The sequence below is a fragment of the Draconibacterium sediminis genome (assembly GCF_000949475.1).
In the GTDB taxonomy this organism is placed as follows: domain Bacteria; phylum Bacteroidota; class Bacteroidia; order Bacteroidales; family Prolixibacteraceae; genus Draconibacterium; species Draconibacterium sediminis.
Map to the genome: position 1 here is coordinate 2,587,349 of NZ_JRHC01000001.1, position 17,152 is coordinate 2,604,500.

Consider the following 17,152-nt stretch of genomic DNA (forward strand, 5'->3'; position numbering starts at 1 on the left):
ATCTATCTTCTTAAAAATGAAAATATTTCGTAATCCTGTTTTGATCCTGCTTTTATTTCTTACGTCATGTAGCGAGCCTAAAAGCGAATTTTCGGAAGGACAACTTCCCGACTCAACATTAATTGCCATCCGTGATGGATTTGATACGCGGGTAGCTGATTTATTCAATGACCAAAAGGGAAAAACGCTTGATGAAACATTCAGGGTAAACTGGAACGAGAGTCTGGCTCATTCCTATCCTCGTACAGCATATGCCGCCGTGCAATTTTGGTTGAATGAAAATATCGACTCAGCCAATATTGCTCTTCAGGAATATGGCCAGTATTTTATCGATAAACCCGACGAGAACCGCATGAATGTTGGCTGGCATACCGAGATGGCCCTTCGTTTGATTGAAATGTATGGATCAAATGGGAGAAAGTCGCCCGGTCTTTTGAAACCGGAAACAGAAAGGAAAATCATGGAAGGGATTTGGACCAATGTTAAAGGAGGGATGGGACAAGACCCTGAACAAGTTAATACCATGACCGAAAATTATACGAAGGAATCTGAAACCTGGTATATTAATTCATCTGAAAACCTGCATGCACAAAGCTTTACTACGAAATGGAATTTTGCATTGCTGGCCAAAGACATGCCCGATTTTAAAGACCGCAAATACAATGATGGACACACTGCCTCGTGGCATTACGGGAAATGGACCGAGTACCTGAAAATGTACTTTACAGAACGTGCCAAAAAAGGTTTGTTCATAGAAATGATGAGCAGGGATTACAACCATAAAACACTTAAGGGAATGTTCAATATTTACGATTTCTCTCCCGATCCCGAGCTAAAACGGAAAGCAGGCAATTACCTCGATCTTTATTTTGCATATTGGGGCGAAGAACAGATTAATGGGGTCTCCGGCGGAGGAAAATCAAGGTTGTACCAGGATGTATCTCCCGGCACTTCGGAATATGGTTACCTGTTTTTTGGTATGGGTGAAAAACCCCGGTTTGAAACTACGATCATATCAGCAATGACAACAAGCTACCGACCTCCGTTGGTGGTTTACGATATCGTTTGCGACATTAAAGGCAGGGGGATCTACGAAGTGAGGCAACGTGCCATGGGTTTAGCTGAACCGGGGCATAACTCACCGTCTGAATATCGTTTGCGAACCGATTCTGGTGGCATCGTCAGGTATTCCTATTGCACCCCTGATTTTATTATAGGGACTGCCATGTTTGAAGCCCGGCCTTATGAGGATTGGGTTATGATCAGTTCACAAAATCAATCGCGCGGGATAATCTTTGCCGACAATACGGAAGCAGGGATACTTCCACAATGTGAGAAAATCAAAAATAACAGATTGTACAACTCCATGTGGTCGGTTCAGGAAAAAGGAACACAAATTAGCCAGAAGCTGCAAACCAGCAGGGGCGCAGGACGTACAATGGTGTCGTTTTCGGCGGAAGGACTTCGTGAGCCAATTGAAGACAGTGGTTGGATTTTTACCGAATCGGCAGGGGCTTATGCCGCTGTTCATGTTGTTGAAGGTGCCTATCAATGGGAAGAAGTTACCAAAGGCACAAAGGGAAAATGGCTCGTTTGTGCGAATGAATATTCTTCTGTGATTCTTGAAGTTGACCAGAAATCAAACTATAAGTCTTTCGAAGAATTTCAGAAAAGAATTACCGGTAATGATTTATCGTTTGACGGCAAGGTTTTGAAATACTCCGGTATTTATGGAGATGAATTTGCCTTTTATGCCGATTACTCAAAATCTCCTGAAATTAATGGTTTGACTGTGAATTATGCCCCGGCAAAAGTCTACGACAGCCCATATCTTCAATCGGATTGGAACAGCGGAGTAGTGCAGATTCAAAAAGGTAACAGGGATTTAGTTTTGAATTTTAATTAAAAAGACTGAATTCCAGATTCAACTTGTCAGATTAATAATTGAATTTAAACATTAAATAAAACCTATATGAACCAAAACAGAAAGGAATTTCAAATCACATTTTTGAGCTTATTGATTTTCACCATATTTAGTACAATATCTTTTGCTCAGAAAACTGACAAACCTGAAATATTCTCTAAAAATAACTTGTCCAGACACGATTTCTTCTATGCCGGTGAAGCAAAAGTGCAGGATATGTACATCGTAAAAAGTGGGAAGATAGCCTGGGAATATAAAGGTCCAAGAGATCAGGGATACATAGGTGAGATAAGTGATGCGGTGTTGATGAGCAACGGGAATATTTTATTTGCCCATCAACGCGGCATAACACTTATAACGCCTGAAAAAAAGGTGCTTTGGCATTATGATACTCCTGAAGGATATGAAACACACACAGCTCAGCCCATTGGAGAAAATTATGTAGTGTTTGTGCAAAATGGAAATCCGGCACAGGTTTTTGTAGTAAACATTAAGAATGGAGAAACAGTTAAAAGTTTTGAAGTTCCGGTAAAAAATCCGAACAATTCACATGGACATTTCAGGCATGCCCGGCTTACGAAAGACGGTACATACATGATAGCACATATGGATTTGGGAAAAGTTATTGAGTATGATATTGACGGAAACCAGTTATGGTCAATAGATGCGCCAAAAATTTGGTCTGCAGAACCCCTTAAAAACGGGAATATTTTGCTTTGTGGCAACGATCGTTGGATACGGGAAGTGAACAGACAAGGGAAAGTTATATGGGATTTTAAATTGGATGATTACCCGCAGTACAACATGAAAAAACCACAAATTGCCACACGGCTTACGAATGGGAATACCATAATAAATGATTGGTTTAGCGATTGGGGAGATACATTAGATTTAAAGAATCCTCCAATTCAAGCCATAGAAGTTACACCAGACAGAGAAGTTATTTGGGTTTTACAATCGTGGGAAAATCCAAATTTAGGGCCGTCAACTACCATTCAGGTGCTGAACGAAAATAGCATTCCAGAAAACAGGCATTTTGGACCATTCAAATAAACTAAAATGAGAAAAAATCCTAAAAATTATAGTCTAACGTTTGTCTTTTTTACCGGTATTTCGGGAAACCGATTTTCGCAGCAGGGCTTGTTCGAACAGCATATTCAAAAAGATTATATAAAAAAAAGAAACCCTTGGAGTTTAGTATTCAATACTTTCATTATTCTGTTTTCTCTGGGTTTCATCTCCTTGAATGCTTACGCTCAATTAGAGGGAGGAAGTGTTATTCCCGCCGGAGGAGAAGGTAATTACGGCGTTATTGACGGAGCTGCCAGTGGAACAGCCGATGTTTATGGAAATGGTCCGTATGACCTGTTTGTGGGCTTGCGGACTCTCTACCCGTTCGAACGTTTTGATGCCTATGGCACGCCTGTTTACGGAGAAAAAGTAACGGTCAATTCTCCCAATTCAGGAGGCTATGTCTTTCAGCACACCAACGGGGAAATATACGCGCTGTCATATTCAAATAATCTAATTCAGCTGCTATCCTTTGACCGGAGTTTGTTGGAATTCAAAACAATTGCCAGTCATAAAGTTGACAAAATGAGTGGCAGCCTAACTGGTTTTATCGACAAACAAGACAAGCTTCACGTGTTTCATGTGAGCAACGACGATACAAAAATAACCGATGCAGGTGACAGAGCTCCGTTCCCAGGTTCGCGCAGTTCCCGAAATAAAGACGACGTTCCTTATCACCATCAGAAAGAATACAATGCATACGACGGAGCGGGTCTTGCCAAAAATCCATCCTGGTATTCCCGTGGACCACGGCTTTTTCATGCGCAATTCTCCGACATAAAAATGACTACGCTGGATAAAAATGAACCTGTTGATGTGGATAGCCGAAATTGTTATTTCAAGTTTGGAAGCAGGGGACTTACCATGGCCATTTACAACAGCGAAACAAATATTCCACAAGTTGTTGGGGCTAATCAGACAGGACTCACACGGGTATTCCAAAATATTTCAACTGATGGGGTAGAGATTAATGAAGTACGATACGTTGTTGACGCAACTCCCGAACATGTAATCCTTCGTCATCCGGTTATTCATCCCAATGTAAAGACCATTACAAATCCCAAAAACGGACTTTCTGATTTATTGATTGGCGACACCGGGCGTTTGTGGTTTTACCCGCTAAAAGGGATGCTGAAAGACAACACACCCATTTATGGCGAACCAAGACTGGTGTTAAGTAAATCTTCTGACATTTTATGTGGAAGGTTACCGGTAATTTCTCCCGGAGATGTTGATGATGATGGTTTGGTCGATTTTCTCGTGGGAAATGATGTGGGGGAATTGCTTTTTGTGAAAAATATTGGTTCGAAGAAAGCACCCGAATTTGCCAACCCTGTCCCAATTCTTGTTGACGGAAAAACTTTTCAAATTCGCGCCGGGTATCAGGGGTCAGTTCAGGGACCTCCCGAAGCCAACTGGGGATATACCTGCCCAACACTTTACGACTGGAATAATGACGGGAAACTGGATATTGTAATGAACAGTATTTTGGGCGATATCGTAACTTTTATTCAAATAGAAAGTGAAGGAGACCGCCCTGCTTTTTCCGAAATGAAAAAAATATTCTGTGAAGGTCTGGATTTGCATTTATCGTGGCGCACACAACCCGGCGTAACAACCTGGGGGGGCGAAACCGAACCCTGCATAATAGCCAACGACGAGAACAACGAATTCAGATGTTTTTACCAAATCGACATTCAAAATGTGGTGAGGGGTGATGTGCTGAGGCTGGAAACCGGCGAAGCAATCCGGGCCCACGATAAACGTTTTGTAGGGCAGTGGGGACGTTCTAAAATTGTTCCGGTTGACTGGGACGAGGATGGAAATATTGACCTGATGGTTGGCACAAGCAGGGCGCAGTCGATACCCGGGCCAGGCGGAATGCCTGACAATCTGGAAGGAAATGAACGGCAAGCATGTGTACTATTTATGAAAAATGTTGGCACAAACGCCAAACCTGTATTCGAATATCCTGTAAGAATAAAATATAAAGAAGAAGCCATTAAACTCGGAACCCACAGTTGTTCTCCTGCTCCTGTTGATTTGGGGCGCGGAGTTCTGGACTTGGTGGTTGCCCGCGAAAAAGGGACATTGATGTATTACAACCGTGAAAACCTAAGTTCAACTAAAAAATAAAAAGCAGCAATTATGAGAATTTCAGTCTTTGTAATATATAGTTTGATTCTTTCCTGTTTGTTTTCCTGCAATACAAATAATGTTGTGAAAAATGAGCAATTACCCGATTCAACCCTAATTGCCATCCGCGATGGATTTGACACCCGGGTTGCAGCGTATTTTGAAGAACAAAAAGATATCCCACTTTCAATGTGGAAAAGTTCGGGTTGGAATGAACCTCAACGTCATTCGTATCCACTCATTGAATATGCCACCGTAAATTTAATGTTTCATCAGAATATCGATTCTGCGAATACTGCACTTGTTGAATATGCCGATTATTTTATAAACGACCCGGAAAAGATTCTGCACAGAGACCATTTTCACTGGCATTCGGAAATGGCACTTCGTTTGATCGAATTTTTTGGTACGAATGGAATCAAAACAGCAGGTTTGATAAAACCTGAGACTGAAAACAAATTATTTGAAGCTGTATGGCTTTATGCAAAGCGCCGGCAGGAAGATCAGGTGGGAGCCAATACCAAAGCCGAGGCCGATCATGAGATCTCAAATACCTGGTATATTTACGAGTCGGAAAACCACCATTCGCAGAGCTTTACCACGCTCTGGCACTTTTCGAAATTAATAAAAGACCGCCCTGGTTTTCAAGACCGCAAGTACGACGATGGAAGAACGGCCCGGCAGCATTTTGAAAGTTGGAACGAGTACCTCAAAATCTATTTTGCCGAACGCGCTAAAAAGGGTATTTACGTGGAAATCATGAGCCGCGACTACAACCACAAATCGGTAAAAGGAATGTTTAATGTTTACGATTTTACAACCGATCCGGAACTGAAAAGAAAAGCAGAATATTACATCAATTTATATTTTACCTACTGGGGCCAGGAGCAAATTGACGGCATTGCCGGAGGGGCAAAATCGAGGTTGTACCAGGACATCAACCAGGGAACTTCGGAATACGGATATTTGTTTTTTGGAATTGGCGAAAAGCCACATTTCCAAAGTGTTTTGCTAAGTGCGATGACAACTACCTATCGTCCTCCGTTGGTTGTGGTCGATATTGTTTGCGACCGAAAAGGACGTGGCGTTTATGAAGTGAAACAACATCCGCTTGGCCTGGCAAAAGACGGGGAATACGGGCCGCCCGTTTACCACATGCGGACGGATTATGGCGGTATTTTGCGTTATTCGTATTGTACTCCCGATTTTGTGATCGGAACCTGCATGTACGAAGCCCGCCCACGTGAAGACTGGACTTTGATCAGTTCGCAAAACCGGTCACATGGGGTGATTTTTGCCGGACATGAAAATGCTGCAATACTTCCGCAATGTGAAAAAACGGCCAGCAACAGAGCATACAATTCGCAATGGTCGGTTCAACAAAAAGGAACACTTATATGTCAGAAACTGGAAACCAATCAAAGAGCAGGACGTTCCGTGGTTTGGTTTTCGGGAGAGGGACTTGGAAACCCGATTAAAGAAGGAAATTGGATTTTTACAGAATCGGAGGGGGCTTATGCTGCGGTATGCGTTGTAGACGGTGGATTTACCTGGGAAGAGGAACCCGGGCGAACCAAAGGGAAATGGTTGGTTTGTGAGAAGGAATATTCTCCGGTTATCCTTGAAGTCGATCAGAAGTCAAACTACAAATCATTTGAGGAATTCCGGTCAAAAGTGAAGGGGAATCAATTATCTTTTGAGAATAATATTCTGAAATATAAAGGCATTTATGATGATGAATTTACCTTTTATACGGATTACTCAAAATCTCCTGAGATAAATGGCGAAACTGTAAATTATGCTCCGGAAAAAGCTTATGACAGTCCTTTCTTAAAAGCCGAATGGAACAATGGTGTAGTGAAGATTCAGAAAGAAGAACGACAGTTGGTTCTAAATTTTAACGAATAATTACAAATAAAAACAATACTTGAATTAAAACTAAAAACTATGAAGTCATTCAGATTACCTGTATTATTTACCATTTTTTTAACCCTCTCACTTTTCTCGTGCCAGCCGAAAGGCGACAAAGCACCCGGTTCAAAATACTTTAGCGATTGGCCGGAAGGGGCATCACCTGAAGAAGTGGGCAAAAAGCTATCTGAAAACTTCCTGGCACGTAAATTTCATTTTCAGGAAGGACGTTTCGGACGTCTTGTTTATCCCGAGGTTTGCGCATGGTACGGGGCACTGGAAGTGGCACACTTAACAGATGATGCTGCACTCCGCGAAAAGCTGATTCGCCATTACGACCTGTTTTTAACTGATGAGGGAAGTAAATACATTGTTGACAGGGCTCATGTTGATTATCGGGTTACAGGGGTTATTCCGCTCGAAATTTATATTCAAACGAAGGACGAGAAATACCTCAACGATGGTATTCACTGGGCCGATGCACAGTGGGATGAACCAACCGAAGACGGAGTTACCCGCGAAGCACGTTACTGGGTCGATGATATTTATATGATATCGGCCTTGCAGGTGGAAGCTTACCGGGCAACCGGAGATTTAAAATACCTCGATCGTGCCGCACTTACAACCGCAACTTATTTGGATAAACTACAGGAACCAAACGGACTGTTTCACCATGCTGAAGATTCACCGTTCTTTTGGGGACGAGGCAATGGTTGGTACGCAGCCGGAATGGCCGAATTGTTAAGCGAATTGCCGGAGGACAATCAATATTACGACCGGGTAATGAGTGGCTATTTAACCATGATGGAGTCGCTTTTAAAATACCAGAGCGAAGAAGGTTTGTGGCGGCAATTGGTTGACAAAGAAGAATCGTGGCTCGAGACTTCTGGAACCGGAATGTTTGCTTTTGCGATGGTAACCGGAGTAAAAAATGGATGGCTGGAAGCCGATGTATATGGACCGGCAGCACGCAAAGCATGGCTTGCCCTTGTCAGCCGAATTGATGAAGAAGGAAACGTTCAGGATGTGTGTGTTGGAACCAACAAAGCCTTTAAAGAAGTTGGTCCTGATCTGGATAAACAACTGGAATTTTACATTGGCCGAGACCGCGATACCGGCGATCTGCACGGACAGGCACCTGTATTGTGGACGGCAATGGCCATGTTAAAGTAATTGAAAGCGATAGCTTCCACATATCCTGTTGCCCTTATTCACAGAATCCGGCAACTTTAAAACTTGAATTGATATCAGATTTATGAAAAAAGCTAGTTTGATTTTATCATTTATTCTTTTCGTATTAACATCTTTCTCCCAAACCCAAAGATGGAGCCTGACTGGCAATGAAGAAATTACCTGGACAATAAATGAGGATAATATCCCTCACGCTGATCACATTGAAATGAGTGGCAGGGGTATATCCGCCTGGCTGCAATATGAAATTGATGCTGAAAGCCATGCTCAGATTTCGCGCACGTTGGTATTTCCAGCCTTTCGGACTATCCCAAACGACACCCACGGAAGCCTGATGTATACATTCATGGATAAGGATTTACCCAGGTTTTTTATTAATCATGTCTCTTTGAAACCTACCATTTACAATGGGAAATTTATGGGCGATCATAAAGGGCATGCTAACAAAGTTAAGCTAAATGGTAGTCTGGAAATCGAAAGTACTTTGGAATTAGCAATAAAGAAATCAAAGAAGGATAATGAACCGAAACCTGATTTGAACGCACCCAACGAGGTTTTGTTGAAAAGGAAATTATTCCCATCAACGGACAAACCTCTTTTTGTCGAGAAATTCACTTACATAAATAACTCCGGCAAGCCGGTTTTGGTAACCATGGAAGCCTTGCACAAGGAAATTCAACTTGATGAGGCAACTACGGTCAACGGTCCGCACCGCATTATTGAATCGACCATAAATGATGGGACTTATAATCTTCAGCCAAGCGATTCAGTGGTTTTTGCCGTAGTATATTATGCATTGCATGCAGGTCAAAGTATTCCTAAGTTTGATCTTGTTGCTGAAGAAACTTCGCGCAAGGAAAAGGTGGCAGCTATTTGTTCGGAATTGCAGCTGATAACACCTGATTCAGTGTTGAATACTGCTTTTAATTTTGCAAAAGTCAGGGCCATAGAGAGTATTTTTGATACACGAGGTGGGTTAATGCATGCACCGGGAGGGTTAAGCTATTATGCGGCAATCTGGGCCAATGATCAGGCAGAGTATGCCAATCCATTTTTTGCTTTTTCGGGAGATTCGGTTGCGGCTAAATCGGCAATGAATTCCTTCCGATGGTTTGCCCGTTATATGAACCCCGAATACAAGCCAATTCCCAGCTCGATTATTGCTGAAGGCCAAAGCTATTGGAATGGAGCCGGTGACCGTGGCGATATGGCCATGATAGCTTATGGCGCTTCAAGATTTGCGCTTGCGTATGGTAATGTTGATTCAGCAAAAGTTGTATGGCCTCTGATTGAATGGTCATTGGAATATCTTCAGCGGCAAATTAATACTGAAGGAGTTGTCTGGTCGAAAAGTGACGAACTGGAAGGCCGTTTCCCAGCCGGCGATGCCAATCTGTGCACCTCTTCGTTGTATTACGAAGCGCTTATCTCAGCAAGCATGTTGGGGAAATCATTGGGCTTGCCAAAGTGGCAGACAAATGCATACACTAATCAGGCAAAAACGCTACGCAAAAATATTGATAAGTATTTTGGAAGTAATGTGGAAGGATTTGATACTTATCGCTATTACAAAGGGAACACGGTACTGCGTGCCTGGATTTGCATTCCACTTACCGTAGGAATTTTTGAAAGAAAGGATGCAACTATCAATGCTCTCTTTTCTCCGCGTCTGTGGACTGTTGACGGACTGGCATCACAAGCTGGCGATAAAACATTTTGGGACAGATCAACCCTTTATGCCTTAAGAGGAGTGCTGCAAGCGGGCGCCACAGAAAAAGCACTGGATTATTTGCGATATTATAGTAACAGACGTTTGCTTGGCGAACATGTTCCATACCCGGTAGAGGCTTATCCTGAGGGGAACCAACGTCATTTATCAGCCGAAAGTGCCTTGTATTGTCGCATTTATACTGAAGGATTATTCGGAATACGGCCTACAGGGTTCAATGCCTTTGATTGTACACCCCGGTTGCCAAAGGATTGGGATCAAATGGCATTAAAACATATTCATGCCTTTGGAAATGATTTCAATATTTCGGTAAAACGTATAGATGAAAAACTGAAAATAACAATCACAGGCAACGATAAAGTCGCTCTGGAAAAGATAATAAACAACGGTGAAACAGTTTCAATAAAACTATGAAGGAGTACTCAGCTTTTATAAGCAAAACATTGTGGTTTCAGGTTGTAGACAAAGGAGATAGGGAAGACAATTAGAATGATACATCGGGAAGCGCAATGTTTCTATATGCCATTAAAAAATATATTAATAAGCGATGAAAAGGAAATTATTATCGATAATCCTGTTATTTACAGGTAGTTGTTTATTTGCCCAAAAAGCTGATACATTAAACTTAAGCTTGTTGGAGGGCGAATATTGGTGGGGAGGTTTAAGCTCGCAGGGTAACAAAATGCCCTATGATGCAAATTCAAAGGTAAGCCATGATTTTTGGGGAGACAATGCAGGAAATCAGGCACAACCCTTACTCCTTTCAAGTAAAGGCCGATACATTTGGAGTGAGAATCCAATAAAGTACACGTTTGAGAGTGGAAAATTAACGGTAACAACCCGTGATGGCAAAATTCAGTCGGGAGTGGCAGGCACTAATCTTCACGATGCATTCAGCTTTTGTGTCAAAAACTTCTTTCCTCCCATTGGTGTGATCCCCGACGAACTGTTGTTTACGAAACCTCAGTTTAATACCTGGATAGAATTGCAATACGATCAGAACGAGGAAGACATTTTAAAATATGCACAAAGCATCATCGATAATGGCTATGCTCCCGGGGTATTAATGTTGGATGATACCTGGCAGGAAAATTATGGTGTCTGGGATTTTTCACCACGGCAGTTTAAAGATCCCAAAGGAATGATGGATAAATTACATGCCATGGGATTTAAAGTAATGCTGTGGGTTTGTCCCTTTGTAAGTGCCGACTCAAAAGAATTCAGGTATTTGCAAAAGGAAAAATTGTTGTTGCTTGACAAGGACAATGAACAGGATATTTTGTGGGCCGACTCAAAAAACAAGGCGGCGATCTTTCGATGGTGGAATGGTGCCAGTGCCTGCCTCGATTTAAGCAATCCGAAAGCACAGGCATGGTTTAAAGAAAGGCTGGACTATTTACAGAACGAATATGGAGTGGATGGGTATAAATTTGATGCAGGCGATGCCGATTTCTACACACAGGCATTGGTGTCATTCAAGCCTTCAACTCCCAACGATCACACTACATATTTTGCAGAGTTTGGTTTGAATTATCCATTGAACGAATACCGTGCTTCATGGAAAATGGCAGGTCTGCCTCTGGCTCAACGTCTGCGCGATAAAAGCCACAACTGGACTGATTTGCAAAAGCTTATTCCCGATATGATGTCACTAAGTTTGATGGGATATTCTTATACCTGCCCCGATATGATTGGTGGCGGACAATACCTGACTTTTCTTCCCGGTGCCAAAATTGATGAAGAATTAGTCGTTCGTTCGGCACAAGTACATGCTTTAATGCCCATGATGCAATTTTCGGTGGCTCCCTGGCGCATATTGTCGGAGAAGAATTCAAAACTATGCGTTGAAGCGGCAAATCTGCATTTAAAAATGGCTGATAAAATTCTTGAACTGGCGAATAATGCCTCAAAAACAGGCGAGCCTATTGCTAAGCCAATGGCATTGGTATTTCCCGATGCAGGATACGAAACCATCGAAGATCAGTTTATGTTAGGCGATGATATTTTGGTGGCTCCTGTTGTAAAGAAAGGTGAGTACACGCGGGATGTGGTGTTGCCAAAAGGAAAATGGAAAGCTGACGATGGTACAGTTGTAAAAGGAGGAAAAACAATTAAAGTAGATGCTCCGATTGAGAGGTTACCGTATTTTACTAAGATCAAATAATTTGATTTGATATCTTGTTTGCACGCACGGTGTATTAAAAGATAATCTGCGATTGAGAAAATAATCTGAGATCATATCCATGAAAATGTGCTCAATTTTAACTTTTGATTGTTGCTGGCCATTAAAAAGAAATCCATGAAACTAACATTTGTACTATTATTAGCTTGTATTCTGGGGCCTTTTAATCTTAAAGGACAGGTTCCTGACGAAATTCAGGATCCAATGGTTATTGGAATTAATAAACTACCGGCCAGAACGGCTTTTTGGCCGGCCGAAAGTATTGAAGATGCCCGGCGAACAACCTATGAGAATTCCACCTGGGTAAAATCCTTAAATGGCGATTGGAAATTTCATTGGTCGCCTGATCCGCATGTTAGGCCCGTGGATTTTCACAGATTGGACTTCAATAGCACAGAATGGGCAACAATTCCGGTGCCATCTATTGTTGAAAGGCAGGGCTATGGAGTACCTTTGTACGTAAATGTTCGATACCCGTTCAAAGTAAATCCTCCAAGGGTAATGGATGAACCGGATTCACGGTTTACCAGTTACAGTCAACGAAATCCTGTTAGCTCTTATCTCAAAACTTTCTCTGTGCCTGATGATTGGTCGGACAAACAAATAATTTTACATTTTGCAGGAATAAGTTCGGCAGCTTTTGTATGGGTAAACGGACATATGGTGGGATATACGCAAGGTTCCAGATTGCCTGCCGAGTTCGATATCACCTCTTATCTTGTTGCAGGAGAAAATGTGATTGCTGCTGAAGTGTACAAGTATTGCGACGGATCCTACCTCGAAGACCAGGATTTTTGGCGCTTAAGTGGTATTTTTCGGGATGTGTTTTTAAGAGCCGTTCCCAAATCTACACTATGGGATGTTTATGCAGAACCCGAAGTGGATATAAAATCCAAACAAGGCAAAATTACGGTTCACTATGAAGCCGCAAATTTCACCAAAAGCAAGAGTAATTCGCATAGTATCGATGTTTCGGTATGGTCTCCGGCCAATGAGCTATTGACAAAAAAGGAATATAAAATCAGGGATATAGAAAAAGGATTTAACAAAGCTGTATCGTTGCCGGAAATCACATTAGGCAATATTGAATTGTGGTGGCCCGACAGGCCCAAGCAATATACTGTTCAGGTAGTATTAAAGAACAAGGAAAAAGTGATTGAAGCCTATCGTCTTCCTGTTGGATTCAGAAAGTCAGAGGTGGTTGGAGAACTATTGCTTTTTAACGGAAAACCTTTAAAAATACGGGGAGTCAATCGTCATGAATTTTCACCGGATCAAGGCTATGTGGTTTCTGAACAACAGATGATAAAGGAATTGGAATTAATGAAAAAGGCCAATATAAATTTTGTGCGTACATCTCATTATCCCAACGATCCCCGATGGTATAAGCTGTGTGATAAATACGGAATGATGGTAATGGATGAGGCCAATGTGGAGACTCATGGCCTGAGTTACCATAAAAGAATATTACCAGGCGATAAGCCCGAGTGGACTTATGGTTGTACTGAGCGAATGAAACGTATGGTCAGGCGCGATCGCCAGCATCCAAGCGTGATCATGTGGTCTTTTGGAAACGAGGCAGGCTTTGGTAGTGCCTTTGAAGAAATGCGTAAGATAACTCATGAAAATGATCCCGAGCATCGACTGATTCAATATGCCGATATGAACCTGGTGGCTGATTTTGATAGTCAGACCTATCCAACTATTGAATGGATAGACGAACATTTGCAGGGAAAAGCAATACGGAAAGGAGAACATGGCGAAACCTCTTTTGAACATCAACATGGGAAATACCCGTCGGGAAGACCATTTGTGATGAATGAGTATAGTCATGCCATGGGTAATAGTTTGGGGAACTTCAGCGATTACTGGGAACAGATTTATGCCAACGATATGCTTGCCGGCGGTTTTGTTTGGGACTGGATTGATCAGGCATTGTATAAAAATCCTTTGAAGCCACAGGATGGGTGGGCTTACGGAGGTGATTTTGGAGATTATCCGAATAACTCAAACTTCAATATTACTGGTCTCATAGGAGCTGATTTGATTCCTCATCCTCATTTCTACGAATTGCAAAAAGTATATCAACCTGTCTATATAAAACTTGTAAAATCAGAACCGCTAACCATCGAAGTGATCAATCACAACCTCAGAGCCAATACCAATGAATATGACTTTGGTTATAAGGTGATTGAAAATGGCAAACTTACCAGGCAAAGTAAATTAGCCGAGGTGAATTGCGATGCAGGTAAAAGTGTACAAATTGTAATTGATGATCTGAATATTGATGATGCCAATGAAACATTTGCTACTTTTTATTTCACTTTAAAAGAGGACTGTATTTGGGCTAAAAAAGGTGAAGTGGTTGCATGGGAACAGTTTAAACTTGCCGACGGAGTGAAGACTCAACAAGAGGCATTGGAAGGCCATGTAATGGTAACTGAAAATAATGATGAGTACTTAATCTCGGGTCAGGCTTTCAAGTCTATTCTAAGTAAATCAACCGGTATGATTTCGGGTGCTCAGTATCATGGAGAAGAAGTGATTTTGAATGGCGTGCAGTTTAATTTTTGGAGAGCGCTGACCGACAATGATGAAGGGTGGAAAGTAGATGATAAAATGGGGATTTGGCAAGCCGAAGGTCAAAACTATTCACTTCAATCAATAAAAATAGATTCGCTGGAGAATCTGGTTTCCATTGAAAGCCAACTGGTTTTTAATGGAACTCAAACTCAGGCTACCGTAAAACATACTTTTTATCCGGGTGGACAAATAGATTTTGATGTAGAAATTAATATTCCAGAGGAGGCTCCAAATATACCAAGGCTTGGATTACAGTTTCAATTAAATAAAAACCTAACTGAAATTGAGTGGTATGGCAGAGGACCACATGAGAATTATATTGATCGTAAAACCTCCGCGCCGGTTGGAATATATAAGTCCAATATAAATAATTGGATTACTCCTTATGTGCGACCACAGGAAAATGCCAATCGTTGCGATGTGCGGTGGGTGAAGTTTGCCAGAGAAGGTATTGGAGTTTTTGAGTTTTCGGCGAATACTGAAAATTTACTTTCTGTTAGTGCATGGCCTTACAAACAAGAAGCCCTGGAAAAGGCTCAACACAATCGTGAAATCGTTAAAGGACAAAATATGATTGTTAATGTTGATTGTAAGCAAATGGGCGTGGGAGGGGACAACGCGTGGGGATTACCGGTTCTGGACCAGTATCAAATTCATCCGGGCAGTTACAGTTATAGCTTTTCTTTTAAGCCGGCAGACAATTGAAATACGGTAAATACAACAGGCATTATGAGATGATAAAAATGTTCGTGAATGGGAAAGGAGAATTGACATAGAATCCCTAAAATCTGATCTGAAGAAGCTAAAAGGATTGAATAGCTGGTTTTCCATTTGTGATAAGAGGATAGTCCATCATTTGATTTGATAGTCAATTTCCTTATCGGTTATTTTTTGGATATTTAAACTTTGCCAAATAATCATATTTGTTGACTAAAAAAATAGAAATTAAAATTGGGGATTATTAGTCTTTAAAAAGGTTCCGGGGCTGTAACCCATGTGTTTGGTAAAAATCCGTGTAAAATAATAGGGATCTTTGTAGCCCAGCTGAAAGGCAACCTCTTTTATTTTTAAAGATTGGTTGATGAGTAGGCGAACGGCTTCTTGCATTTTTAAGTTGATAAAATAATCAAGTGGAGAAGAGCCTGTTTTATTTCTGAATATTTTTGAAAAATGCGATTCTGAAAGTTGAGCATTGTCGGCCAGATCTTTGATTGTCAGGAATTTGTTGATGTGCTTTTGCATGAAAACAATTGATTGATCAACTTTATTCGGGTTGTGATAACCCTTTACCATCCTAAATGTCTCGATATAAAAAAATGAAGCCGATAAACTGTTTAAGCACATATTGGCGTAATTGATATTTTCAATGGAAAAACCTGATTCGAGGGCGGTGAGAATTTCGTTGAAGAGTTGCAGACGGTCATCAATTCTCGACCGGCTGGATTGTTTGATATGGAGAACCCGATTAAAAAAAGCTTTAAACTGATGACTTCTTTTTCCTCCAAAGTGCAACCAGTAAATCGACCAGGGAGAGGAGTCGGACGACTGGTATTTGTGTGCCTCGCCAGCCTCTATTATAAAAAAGCTGTTGGGTTTCAACTGGAATTCTTCATGCATCATTTCTATCGACCCTGATCCATCAATACAGTATATTAAAATATGTTCTTGAATACCCTTTTTACGACTGCGGATGTGGTTTTTTGCATGGGGATAAAAACCGATGTCGCTAATGTAAAGGTCATTAATAATTGGATTGTTTTTAACCGCTGCTATTTGCTTTTTTGACAACACCACACTTCTGTCTCCAAAAAAGTTATCTTCTTTCCCAGAATCCGGTTGCTTGTAAATATTTTGTTGCTTCATCGTTATAATAGGAATGTCAATTAATATTAATAGTGTCCAACTTTTGTATGTTGTTTATTTCTAATTTTAATACTTTCTGTATTCTGATTATTAGTGCGATGTGGGAGGTCTCGTATGTTTTATTTATTTTATGCTATATTTTTGTGATAATAGGATTATCCAAAAGTAAACATTATTGTCCATTTCTATAATATGGCTGCCGTTGTACTTTTGTAGTGGATTTATTATACCAATAGTGAACTACAAAAGAATAAAACTGATGGCTAAAAATTATGGAAGTTGTCTGGTGTATTGGATTCCCAAACGTTCAGTTTAAACTTTAGTGATTGAAAAATAAAAAATCAACGATTTCAATTTAATAATGCAAAAATTAAACACAAAGTACATATTCACGATCTCAATGGTATCGGCCATGGGAGGTCTTTTGTTTGGATATGATTGGGTAGTAATTGGCGGTGCCAAACCGTTTTACGAGCAGTTTTTTCATATCAGCCAAAGTCCTTTTTTGCAGGGATGGGCAATGAGTAGCGCACTGCTCGGATGTTTGATTGGTGCTTTAACG

General features: G+C 41.1%; 10 protein-coding genes. 9 read left to right on the plus strand and 1 reads right to left on the minus strand.

Features of this window, described 5'->3' with window-relative positions; all coding sequences use genetic code 11:
• Positions 1-16: 16 nt before the first annotated feature.
• The 8 genes from LH29_RS09970 (at position 17) to LH29_RS10005 (ending at position 15,432) form a co-directional block, all read left to right on the plus strand.
• Positions 17-1,906, plus strand: coding sequence for a hypothetical protein (locus LH29_RS09970; RefSeq protein WP_045028297.1), 1,890 nt, complete (start codon positions 17-19; stop codon positions 1,904-1,906).
• Positions 1,907-1,972: 66 nt separating this feature from the next.
• Complete coding sequence (locus tag LH29_RS09975; RefSeq protein ID WP_045028299.1) at positions 1,973-2,977, plus strand: beta-propeller domain-containing protein; 1,005 nt, start codon at positions 1,973-1,975, stop codon at positions 2,975-2,977.
• A 6-nt stretch (positions 2,978-2,983) separates the two neighbouring features.
• Positions 2,984-5,131: an FG-GAP-like repeat-containing protein gene (locus LH29_RS09980; protein WP_045028302.1), complete on the plus strand. Its 2,148-nt coding sequence runs from the start codon at positions 2,984-2,986 to the stop codon at positions 5,129-5,131.
• A gap of 12 nt (positions 5,132-5,143) precedes the next feature.
• The gene (locus LH29_RS09985) at positions 5,144-7,039 is read left to right on the plus strand and encodes a hypothetical protein (protein WP_157493630.1); all 1,896 of its coding nucleotides are present in this window, start codon (positions 5,144-5,146) and stop codon (positions 7,037-7,039) included.
• A 39-nt stretch (positions 7,040-7,078) separates the two neighbouring features.
• Positions 7,079-8,215, plus strand: coding sequence for a glycoside hydrolase family 88/105 protein (locus tag LH29_RS09990; protein WP_052670730.1), 1,137 nt, complete (start codon positions 7,079-7,081; stop codon positions 8,213-8,215).
• Between the two features lie 82 nt (positions 8,216-8,297).
• Entirely contained in the window at positions 8,298-10,376 is a 2,079-nt protein-coding gene (locus LH29_RS09995; protein ID WP_045028308.1) for a hypothetical protein, read from the plus strand.
• Positions 10,377-10,509: 133 nt separating this feature from the next.
• The gene (locus tag LH29_RS10000) at positions 10,510-12,126 is read left to right on the plus strand and encodes a glycoside hydrolase family 31 protein (protein ID WP_045028310.1); all 1,617 of its coding nucleotides are present in this window, start codon (positions 10,510-10,512) and stop codon (positions 12,124-12,126) included.
• A 135-nt stretch (positions 12,127-12,261) separates the two neighbouring features.
• Positions 12,262-15,432 (plus strand): glycoside hydrolase family 2 TIM barrel-domain containing protein, encoded by a 3,171-nt coding sequence (locus tag LH29_RS10005; RefSeq protein ID WP_045028312.1) that lies wholly within the window; start codon positions 12,262-12,264, stop codon positions 15,430-15,432.
• 240 nt (positions 15,433-15,672) lie between these two features.
• On the opposite strand, the gene LH29_RS10010 is transcribed toward LH29_RS10005, so the two are convergent.
• Complete coding sequence (locus tag LH29_RS10010; RefSeq protein WP_045028314.1) at positions 15,673-16,590, minus strand: AraC family transcriptional regulator; 918 nt, start codon at positions 16,588-16,590, stop codon at positions 15,673-15,675.
• A gap of 361 nt (positions 16,591-16,951) precedes the next feature.
• Between LH29_RS10010 and LH29_RS10015 the strand changes: the two genes are divergently transcribed.
• Positions 16,952-17,152: MFS transporter (locus LH29_RS10015; RefSeq protein ID WP_045028317.1), on the plus strand; the 201-nt coding region annotated here is incomplete at its 3' end.